This window comes from Longimicrobium sp., from assembly GCF_036280135.1.
In the GTDB taxonomy this organism is placed as follows: domain Bacteria; phylum Gemmatimonadota; class Gemmatimonadetes; order Longimicrobiales; family Longimicrobiaceae; genus Longimicrobium.
Genome location: NZ_DASURI010000087.1, coordinates 1 through 10,910, shown reverse-complemented (window position 1 = coordinate 10,910; position 10,910 = coordinate 1). Strand labels below are relative to the sequence as shown.

The window sequence follows — 10,910 nt, the reverse complement described above, 5'->3', positions numbered from 1 at the left end:
CCCTTGCCGCGCTCCTTGCCGCCGCCGCGTGCGGAGGGGGCGGATCGCCCACCGGACCCGCCTCCGACGGCGCGCGCACCTCGCTGGACCACGCCCAGCTCACGCTTACCGCCATCGGCGAGACGGGCGCGCTGGCGGCGTCCGTGAACGGGCAGCCGGCCGCGTCCGTGGCCCTGCGCCTGGCGGACGAGTCGCGCTGGCTGCACGACGTGCCCGTGCTGGACGAGGCCGCCCTGGCGCAGGGACGCATCGTGGCCCGCGCGCCCGGCACGGCCCAGGTGGACGTGAGCGCCCCCGGCGCGGCGCCCGCCCGCGCCACGGTGCGCGTGTCGCCGGCGCGGCCCGTGGCGCTCTCGGCCGCGGCGGCGGGCGACACGGTGGTCGTGCGCGGCTTCGGCATGGACCGGGCGGGGGCGCTGACGGTCGGCGGGCACGCGGCGCGGGTCGTGTCGGCGGACAGCGCCACGCTGCGGGCCGTCGTGCAGGCGGACGCCACGGGCTGCGTCAGCGGTTCCCACGCGGAGGCCGTGGCCCTGGCGGGGGCCGACGCCGCGCAGCCGCTCACGGTGCGGCGCGGGCGCGCGGGCGAGCTGGCGCCGGCCATCGGCGTGCCCCTGCGGCTGGACGCGGCCCAGGCCCGCTGCCTGGTGCTGGCCCCCGCGGCCGGCGCGCAGTACGCGCTGGCGTTCCTGGATCCGCGCCGGGTGCGCGCGGCGCGCTCCGGCCCGGAGGGCGCCGCCCCGTCCGCCCTGCAGTACACGGTGGCCGTGGCCGAGGCGGGGAGCACGGCGCCCGCGCTGAACCGCGTATCCGCCTCCGTTGCCGCCACGCCGGGACACGCGCCCCGCACGGCGGCGTACGCGGGGAGCCCCGCGGCCCGCACGGCGCCCTGGCGCGAGGGCGACCGCTTCGAGCTGCGCGAGGCGGGTGTCGCGCCCGTCCCCGCGCGGGTCGTCCGCGTCTACGGCGGGCACCTGGTCTTCGCCATCGCCGAGGGCGAGCAGCCGGCCGGCGGGACGGATGCCTGGATCGCCCACGCCGACAGCGCGTTCGCCATGCTGGTGCAGCACGGGTATCCCCTCCTCGAGCGGGCGCTCACGTCCCAGCGGCCCGTGAGCAGCGCGGCGGCGGGGCAGCTGCTGGTCGTCGCCCGCCGCGAGAACAGCGCGTACCTGGGCGCCAGCGTCACCGTCCCCGCGGACGGCCGCGCGTATCCGTACACGCTCGTCAACAGCGCGTACGCCTTTACGGCCGCGGGCCTGCTGCGCACCCTGGCGCACGAGGTGACGCACGCGTGGCAGACGGCGTGGGCATCGGAAACGCGGCCGGCGGGCACGCTGGGCACGGGCGCCCCCGCGTGGGCCGTGGAGGGCAACGCCGACCTGCTGGCTTGGACCACGCTGCGCCGCGCGCTGGGCATCGGCGCGGGGGAGAACTGGGAGTGGGCCGGCCGGCTGGGCGACGCGCGGCTGGCGCCCTACGCCCTGCTGGCGGCCGGCGCCCGCGGCGACCTGACGGCGGGCTACGCCAGCAGCGCGTCGTTCCAGGCGGACCTGGCGCTGCGCCTGGTGGGCGGGGGGATGTCGGAGGAGGACGCGCTGGCGGAGGTGAGCCGCGGCGCGCTGGAGGGATGGTACGGCTGGGACCCCGCCGGGGCGCGACGCGCGGGGCTGGCGGGGCGGATGGGCGCGCGGCTGCCCGGGTGGGAGCCCGAGACGGCGCTGCTGGGCTGGGCGCTCAGCCAGGCCGCCGACGACCTGACGGCGAACGCCGCCCTGCAGAACCCCATGTTCGCCCGGGTGAGCACGGCGGCGGGCGACGCGGGGCTGGGCTGGCTGCCGTCGGCCACGCTGCGCAGCGGGGGGCAGGCCGTCCGGGCGGACCCCGCGGCCCAGGCGTCGCTGGCCGGCAACGCGGCCACGGTGGCCGCGCGCTACGGCAGCCCGGGCTACGTGCTCATCGAGGACGACGGGTTCGGCGGCGCGTACACGCTCTCCGCCACGGCTGACGGCGCGCCCCTGGACGCCGCCTGGATGCTCGTCCGCATCCGCTGATCCGCATCCGATCAGATTCTTCGAGGACGGACGAAACAGCATTCTCACACGGGGCCTTCGGCCAACGGAGTCAACGGTAACTGATCAAAAACCGTTAACCCCGTTGGCCGAAGGCCCCGTGTGCAATCCTTCCGTACAGCCTTCCCCGCGACGAGGATTCTGCCATGCTACCGGATCCGGAAAGGCAATTGTTTCCTGAGGGGCCCTCACGGGTTCGACCCGTGCAGGAGGCGTGCGGCCCCGGAGGATCTTCTCGCCCTGGCAAGGACCCCGTCCAGTAGCGAAGTCCCTGCCCCGCGGAGAAGATCCTTCGGTCGCGCCCATCGTCTCGTGAACGGGCGAGTCCTGCGCAGGCGCTCCCTCAGGAAATCAACGCCGATGCGCGGTGTTCATGCGGATTGGGGATACGCGAGAGGCCGGCCCCGGTGATCGGGGCCGGCCTCCTGCGTGTGAGAATCGTCGCCGATCCGCTCAGGCGGCTTCCAGCGCGGAGGCATCGGCGGAGGATGGGAGGGGGATGGCATCCATCACCCACTCCGCCAGGCGCGGCAGCAGCGACGCGTCCTTGCGCATGGAGCCCGATCCGCCGGACACGCGCGCGCCGTCTTCCAGCGTGGCCGCCGGAAGCGAGCTCACCAGGACGCACGGCAGGTGCGCGTACGCGGCCATCCGCCGCAGCTCGGCGCAGACGGCGAACCCGTCGCGGCCCGGCATCTCCACGTCCAGCAGCACCGCCGCCGGCACCTCGGGCGACGACGCCGCCCACTCCAGCAGCGCATCGCCCGTGGGAAAGCGCGTCATGCGGTAGCCCAGGGCTTCCAGCCAGGCGCACACCACGTCGGCGTGCGCGTCGTCGTCATCCGCCAGGGCGATCAGCGGGGCTCCTGCGTACTGCATTTCCTGCTCGCTTCCAGGTGGTGCCGCGGCGTGACGGATGCGCGCCGCGCGTTGCGTCGTGGACGTGTAACGTACGAGGGGGACCGGCCTCGAACAACGGCGCGGCCTCAGGGCTCACGCGAGAGGCGGCGGCGCCAGAAGGTGCCCGCGTCCGTCAGCAGCCCCTCCGTGAAGCGGATGCCCAGCGTGGCGTAGAAGCCCTCGCCGCCCTGCGCCGCGAAGTCGGGGTCCACCAGGTCGCCAAAGCGGTAGCCCGCCTCCAGCTCCAGCCCGCCCGCGCCCGCCACCAGGGCCGGCGCCAGGTTCCAGCGGCTGGCCTGGCCCCGGGCATCCACCAGCAGGCGGCCGTCCAGGCGCACGCGGAAGCGCTCGGTGAGCCGCTGGTCCGCGCGGGCGCCGGCAAAGTGCGCCAGCGAGCCCAGGTCCGTGATGCCCGCCACGCTGTCGCTGCGCAGCGACCAGCGCGTGGCCCAGCGCCCCGCCAGCTCCGTGCCGGGGCGCAGGGCCCACACGGCGTCCATGGCGCCGATGAGGCGGCGGTCGTCGCCCGCGCCGGAGAGCAGGCCCGTGGTGCCGCCCAGGGGACCGGCCGTCCGCCGCCACTCCAGCTTGCCCAGCAGGTTGAGCGCGTCCGTGCCCACGGGGCGGAACGCCAGGCCCAGGAGCGAGCGGTCGCGGCGGCTGTCCAGGGTGCCGCCCGCGAGGTCGCTGCGCTCGTCGCGCAGCCAGTCGTGACGGGTGAGCACCACCATCCCGCGGCCCAGGGGCGCGTCGCCCGCCAGGTCCCAGCGGTAGCCGCGCGTCTCGGCGCCGCCGTGCACCTCGGCGCGGGCGCTGAAGCGCGGCGTGGTGTCGGAGGGCAGCCACTCCAGCCCGGCCCCGGCCGACCAACGGTCGCGCTCGGCCTGGGCAAAGGGCAGCGCGCGGGCGGGGTCCAGCAGCGGCGCCCGGCTCAGGCCAAAGCGGCGCTCGTACATCCCCGTGGCCGCCCAGCCGCCGGCGATGGCCAGGCGATGGCTCCACCCCAGCACGGCGGAGTGGTTGGCCCGGCCGTCGTCCGCCCGCTCCAGCCCGCCCCACAGCTGCCCGCCAAAGAAGCGGTCCGTGCGCAGGTTGAACGCCGACAGCCCGTACGTGAACGACGAGTCGCCCTCCACGCTCACCCAGCGGTGGCTGGCCTCGGCCCGCACGCCCTCCCAGACGCGGTACGACGCGCCGATGCCCAGCTGGTTGGGGCGCGACAGGGGCAGGTCCTCGTCGCGCGACACGTTGCGCACGCCCTCCACCCACACGTCCATGTCGGGCGTGAGGGCCATGGTCACCTTGCCCAGGGCCGCCCGCGACGAGGCGGCGCCCTGGCCGTCGGCGCTCATGCCGCCCTGGGCCGTGAGGGCGCGGCCGGCCACCCGCTGCTCCACGCTCAGCAGCGTGTTGGCGCGCTCCACCTCGTACCCGTCAAAGCGCTGGCGCTCGTGCGTGAGCCGCAGGCGCGAGCCCCGGGCCACGCGGGCGTCGGCCGTCAGCCGCAGCTCGCGGACGCCGGCGGCCAGGCGCGGGTCCGTGCCCGGCGCGAACCCGGCGCCCACCCGCAGCCACTCGGCACCCACGCGGGCCCGGTCGTCCGGCAGCGTCCATGACAGGCTGGCCACCCCGGCCATGGCGGACGAGTCGGGGCGGATGGAGCGCAGCAGCTCGCCGCCCAGGGCCAGCCCGCCGCGGCGCAGGTGCAGCCCGCCGCCCACCAGGTTGCGGTCGGATGACTCCACCACGCCCTCGCCCGCGTCGTGCACGCCCATGAGCGACACGCGCACGGAGTCGAAGCCGGGGGCGTGGATGACGCGCAGGGCGTCCAGGTCCATCCGCAGGCCGCCCACCAGCCGCCGCTCGCCGCCGGAGCGGCGCTCGATCATGGCGACCACGTAGATGGGGTTGCCGGCCGCGTCCGCCGCGGGGACGGGGTGGTTGAGCAGCACGTCGCCCGTGGCGTAGTCGATCTGGTAGTCCGCGAAGCGCGCCAGCTCCTGCCGGGCGATCACGCGGGCCGCGTTGTCCAGGGCGCGGATCTCGATGGCCACGCGCTCCGTGCCGGGGCGAATGCCGCCGCCAAAGCGGTACGGACCGCTGGTGCCCTCGCCGCGGCGCTGCTGCTGGCTGAGCACCTGGTCCGTGACGCTGCCGTAGCCGCGCCAGGTCACGGCGCCCGTCGTCATCCGCCCGCTCACGCCCGTCAGCGCGCGCTGGTACAGGCCCAGGCGCCCGTCGCCGCCGAACTCCGCCGTGCGCACGTCGCCCAGCTCCACCCAGTCAAAGCCGTGCTCCACGCGGGCCGAGACCGTCTGCGTGGCGCCGGCCAGCACGCGCCGGTCGCTGCCGTCGCCCAGGGTGGGGTAGCGGGCCTCGTCCAGCGGGTCGTATCCGCCGCCAAAGAACTCGTTCTCGTCGGCGCCGGCGCGGCGCGAGTCCCAGGTGACGCTCACCGAGGTCTCGCGGCCCACGGCGCCGCGGGCCGTCACGCTGCCGAACGCCCGGGGCGCCGCGCCCACGCCCACCTCGCCCGCGCCCGTCACGATCAGGGGGCGAATGCTGGGCAGCACGTGCAGGGGTACGGCACCCTCCGCGTCGCCCGAGGCCAGCCGCAGCTCGCCCACGCCCACCTCGTGGCCGGGGCGCACGCGCAGCTCCGCCCATCCGTCCGGGCCCACGGCGGCCTGCACGCCCACGGAGGCCACGTCGGCGTCGCCGCCCTCCAGCTGGGCCAGGCCGGCCTCGGCCGTCACCATGGCGCCGCCCGCCAGGGGCACGCCCCACTCGTCCAGCACGCGAACCCGCACGGCCGTGCGCTCGCGGGCGTCGGCGCGCAGGGGCACGGGCTGGGCGGGGAGCTCCAGCCGGGCCGGCTCGCCGCTGCGGTGCACGGCCACGCTGTCCCAGCGCACGTTGCCGAACGAGTTGGTCATGGACGCGCGCAGGCGGTGCGGGCCGGGGGCCAGCTCCACGCCCACGAAGTCCATCCGCCCGTCGGGCCGCAGGGTGCCCTGGCCAATCTGCCGCGCGCCGTCGAAGAGGCGGACCTCCGCGCCGGGCTCGCCCAGCAGGCCCACGTACAGGCGGTTGGACGAGACGACGGCACCGTCCGCCGGGCTCACCACGCGCACCACGGCCCCCGTGGCGAACGTGCCGGCCGCTTCTTCCGCGCGCTCCCCCGCCGTCCGCAGGGGCGCCACGCGCGCGGCGGGGACGGAGTCGGCCGGGGCGGCGGATGCGGGAGCGATCGAGTCCGTCGCCCCATTACCGCCCCGCGCCGTCACGGCGGACTCGGTCGATCCGGCAGACGCAGCGGATTCGGTCGATCCGGTCGATCCGGCGGACTCGGCCGATGCGGTGGACGCGGCCGATCCGCTCGACCGGGCGGACTCGACGGGTCCAGCCGATTCGCCGGCTCCAGCGCCAGCGGCCGATGCGATCCGCGCGACGGAATCCACCGCGACGCGCGGCGAGACGGCGTCACCGGCCGCGTCACGGGTCCCGGCGATGTGCGCCCGGTGGGCGGCCGGGGTCTCGGGCCGGCCGCAGGGGTCGGGCTCGCCGGCGGCGGCCAGGCGCTCGGCCGCCTCGACGGCGTCCGCCTCCGTCCACGCCGTCGCGGCGCGCGCCGCCTCCACGCCCGTCCGCGCCGGCGCCGAGGACGCATCCGCCGTCGTCGTCTCTTCCACGCGCGGCCGGGCCATCGCCGGGGAGGGGATGGCCGGCGTGCGCGCGTCATCCGTATCCGCCGTCGTCCCCGTCGTGCCGGCCGCGGTCGTGACGGGTGCCGTCGTCGTCCGCGTGGACGGAGCGGGGGCCGTCGTCATCGGCTCCGCCGTCGTCATCCCCGCCGCCGTCGTCGCGACGGACGCGGAAGAGGAGATCGAGGCAGCGCCATCCGTCGTCGTCATCCCCTGCGCGGGCGCGGCGGAGAGGCCGCCGGCGCGGGGGACGAGGCGGAAGTCGGCGCGGGGCAGCGTCCACCCGTCCAGGCGCACGCGGACGATGACGTCGGAGCGGCGCGCCACGCCCATGCCGGCGGGGACGCCCAGGGTGTCGATCCGCAGGGCGTGCGAGCCCGTGCGCAGGTTGGGGAACGAGTACCGGCCCTCGGCGTCGGTGACGACGACCTCGCCGTCCTCGCTCCAGATCTCCACGCTAGGCACGCCGCGCTCGCCGCCGTTCTGCCGGCCGTCGTCGTCCGCGTCGAACCACACCTTGCCCACCACCACGCGCTGCTGCATGGCGAACCCGCGGCGCACGCGCACCCAGGCGCTCGTGGGCGCGCTGGCCACGGCGCCACCCTCGGCCGTGGCCGTCACGCGGTTCTCCACGGCCGTCGCGCGGCCGGGGGAAACGAGGGTGACGGCGTAGCGGACGACGTGCTCCGTGCCGGGCGCCAGGGGGCCGTTCCACCACACGGTCAGGGCGCGGCCCTCCACGCGGGCGCTGTCGGCGCCGGCCAGGTGCTGGGGCAGGTAGCGCACGCCCTGGGGCAGCGTGTCGTGCAGGACGATGCCGGCCAGGGGCGCCAGCCCCTTGTTGCGCAGGGTGACGGCGTAGGGCACGGCATCGCCCAGGCCGGCCTCGAGCACGCCGGCCGTCTTGGTGACCTCGAGCTCGTCGCCCTGGAACGGCAGCACCTCCAGCCCCGCGGCCGCGGCCGTGACGGCCGCCGCGTTGGCGCCGCGCAGGGTGGCGTGGTTCACCAGCAGGGTGTCGCCCTCCGCGCGCGCCGTGGCGCGGGTAACCAGGAGCAGGGCGCCCGCCTGCCCGGCGGCGATGGTGCCCAGCCGCCAGCGCAGCACCTGTCCGTCCACCTCGGGCTGCACGTCGGCGGAAACGAACGTCAGCCCCGCGGGGAGCGTGTCCACGAGGACGGCGTCGCGCACGGGCACGGTGGCCGCGGCGTTGGACCAGGTGAGGCGAAAGCGCACCTCCGCGCCCAGCGGCACGCGCGTGTCGCCCACGATCTCCTTCTCGATCGTGAGCTCCGGCGAGGCGATGGTCACGGGCACGGCGGGCGAGGCCACGGCCACCGTGTCGCCCTCGTTCTCGCCCAGGCGGTAGCGCAGCGTGGCCACGTTGGTGAGCGAGGCGGTGGCGTCGGCGCCCACCACGGCCCGCAGGGTGACGGTCCCGGCCGCGGCGGGGAGCAGGTCGCCCAGGACCACGTGGATGGTCTCGCGGCCGTCGGCGCCGCGCTCCACGGTGCCCGCGTCGGCGTCGGCCGCGTCCGTGAGGGACGTGCCGTTCAGCCGCAGGGAGCCGGGAACCAGGCGCAGCCCCGCGGGAAGCGGGTCGGCCAGGGTGGCCGTCGGGGCCGCCGCGTCGCCGCGGTTGGCCCAGGACAGCGTGTAGGTAAGGGTGTCGCCCGGCGTGGCCTGCGCGTGGTCCACGGCCTTGCCCACGGTTACCGCGGGAAGGGGGCGATGCACGTTGATCTCGTCGCGCACGGTGGCGAGCACCGCGGCGTCCATCCCGCTGACGGCACGGACGGTCACGCTCACGGCCGGGTCGTCCGGCGCGTCGGCGGGCACGTCCACCACCAGCAGCAGCGCGGCCGAAGCGCCGCGCGCCAGCGGGAGGGGGCCCGTCACGGGCGTGTCGCCCGCGCCGAGCACCCCATCCCCGTCCAGGTCCAGGTAGAGCGCGAGGCCCCACCCGGCCGGGCCCGCCGTCTCCAGGGAGAAGCGGTCGGGGCCCGTCCCCGTGTTCTGCAGCTGGTGCGAAAGCACCCGGCGCTCGCCCGGACGGGCGGTCGCCTGGCGCGGCGGGGCCAGCGTCACCCCCGCCGAAAGCTGAAGCACGACGGTCGCCGTGGCCGTGTCGCCCCCCGCGTGCGCCACGCCGCCCACCTCGTACGTCACGGTGGCGCGGTTCACCACGGGCAGGGAGTCGGGGACCTGGGCGGCGGCGTGGGCCGCCGTCCCCAGGACGAGCAGCAGGGCGCCCGCGAGCCCCCGCCAGGCCGTAGCCTGGCGGTGCCCGCGGTCACCCGCGCCCGAGCGCATCGAGAAGAAGCGCATCCCCTGGATCCCTGAGCGTTTCGTTTGAGTGCCGTTACTTGATCCGCACCCGGATCCAGAAGTACCGGCTGGCGCTGGTGGCCAGGGTACCGCTGAGCGAGGCGGAGACGGTGCCGGCGGACTCGTTGATGGTCCAGCCCGTCGCGTCGGTGGACGTGGAGACGTACGTCACCTCGGCCGGCAGCACGTCGCTCACGGCCACCGTGCTGGCGGCGGCGCCGCCCGTGTTGGTGACGGTGATGCGGTACTGGATGTACTCGCCCGGCAGCACGCGGTCCGACGCCGTGATGGCCGTCGTCTGGTTGTCGCGGAACGCCGCCTTGGCGATGGAGAGCGCCGCGCGCACCACCGTGACGGTGTAGTTGCCCGGGTCGCTGATGCTGGCGTTGTTGGCCGACGTGGCCGTCAGGATCAGGTCCTGGGTGGTGCCCGCCGCCACGTTGCCCACGGTGTAGACCACGTTCACGGTGGTGTTGCCGCCCGCCGCGATGGTGGCCGAGCTGCCCGTGCCGGCCGTGCCGTTCACCGAGACGATGGTGATGGCCGAGCCGCTGCCCGTGCTGCCCGTGAGGGTGAAGTTGTCGCTGGCGTTACCGTTGTTGGTGACGGTGAACACCGCGGTGTACTGCGTGCCGTTGCTGGGCAGGCGCTGCACCGTGCCGCCGTCGGGCGTGGTGCTCACGGCCGCCGCCACGGGCGGGATCACGTTGGTGGACGACGTGTCGCTCGTGGTGGGCGTGCGGCGCGAGGTGGCCGTCATGCTCACGGGCGTCGTCTGGCCGCCGCGGCCCGGGGCCACGGTGTAGACCACGGTCACCGTCACGCTGCTGCCGGCCGGGATGGGCGTGGCGGCCAGGGCCACGTTCAGGTCGTTGAGCGTGGGGTACACGGTGCTGCCCAGCTTGTAGCCCGTCACCGTCACGCCCGTGCCCACCGTAAAGGCGGCCGTGACGCTGTCCACGCCGTTGCCGGAGTTGGTGACCGTAAAGGCCAGCTCGTTGCCCGTGCTGGGCGACACCGGCGTCACCGTGGTGGGCGACGACACGTCGGGCGCGGCCAGGAAGCCCACCGTGACGGAGGCGCTGGCGCTGACGGACGAGTACGTGTTGCTGTTGGCGTCGGTCCAGCTGGCCGTCGCCGTGTTGGTGATGGTGGTGCCTTCCGGCGTGGGGCCGGCTTGCGCCGCCGCGCGTCCGGGCACCGCGAGCGGGGCCAGGAGCAGCGCCGCGAGCGCGGCACGTCTCAGGACGTGTGTCATCTCAGGGGTCCTCTACGGGGAGTGAGGGGGTTAGCGCCCGCTCGTGGCGGGTGCGGGGGTGCCCGCGCCTACGCGGGCATCGAACTCGGCGACCACGGTGGCGCCGGGAGCAACGTTTCCGTCCACCGTCCAGCGGACGTGGGTGTAGCGCTCGGGGGCGACGGGGCGGCGCACGCGCTGCCCGTCCACGACCACCTCCTCCATCGGCTGCGCCGAGAAGGTGCGGCCGCCGTCGGCCGAGTACTCCAGGCGGGCGTCCGTGCGGTCGGCGCGGGCCGAGCCGCCCACGAAGCGCATGCCGGGAGCGAGCGGGTTGGCCAGCGTCACCCCGCGCACGGCGCCGGGCGTGACGTTGGTAAAGACCAGGCGGTAGCGAACCAGGTCGCCGGGGCGGGCCCGGTCGTCGCGCCGCTGGCCCTGGGGCGCCTGGGCGGCCGTGCGGTTGGTGGCCGTCACGGTGAACGCCTGGCGGGGCCCTCCCTGCTGCGCCGCGGCGGGCGTCGCCGCGGCCACGAGCAGGGCCAGGAACAGGGCAAGGCGAGTCAGGTGCTTCATCGATCCCTCACGGGAACAGGGTGAACCGCGGCGGCCCACCCGCGGGCCGCGTTCTGCGTGCAACTCCATCCAACCAGGCTTCCATCGACCGAA

At 75.9% G+C, this 10,910-nt stretch carries 5 protein-coding genes; 1 reads left to right on the top strand and 4 read right to left on the bottom strand.

The features are described from left to right. A partial coding sequence (locus VFZ20_RS02960) for a hypothetical protein (protein WP_329682333.1) occupies positions 1–2,054 on the top strand: 2,054 nt, incomplete at its 5' end. A gap of 471 nt (positions 2,055–2,525) precedes the next feature. Here the strand turns inward: VFZ20_RS02960 and VFZ20_RS02955 are convergent. The 4 genes from VFZ20_RS02955 to VFZ20_RS02940 form a co-directional block, all read right to left on the bottom strand. Then, complete coding sequence (locus tag VFZ20_RS02955; RefSeq protein WP_329682332.1) at positions 2,526–2,951, bottom strand: response regulator; 426 nt, start codon at positions 2,949–2,951, stop codon at positions 2,526–2,528. A gap of 107 nt (positions 2,952–3,058) precedes the next feature. Continuing rightward, a complete protein-coding gene (locus tag VFZ20_RS02950) occupies positions 3,059–9,004 on the bottom strand; it encodes an SdrD B-like domain-containing protein (RefSeq protein WP_329682331.1) in 5,946 nt (1,981 codons plus the stop codon). A 34-nt stretch (positions 9,005–9,038) separates the two neighbouring features. Beyond that, complete coding sequence (locus tag VFZ20_RS02945) at positions 9,039–10,262, bottom strand: hypothetical protein (RefSeq protein WP_329682330.1); 1,224 nt, start codon at positions 10,260–10,262, stop codon at positions 9,039–9,041. 30 nt (positions 10,263–10,292) lie between these two features. Continuing rightward, on the bottom strand, positions 10,293–10,817 hold the full coding sequence (locus VFZ20_RS02940; protein ID WP_329682329.1) for a hypothetical protein: 525 nt from the start codon (positions 10,815–10,817) through the stop codon (positions 10,293–10,295). Positions 10,818–10,910 lie beyond the last annotated feature (93 nt).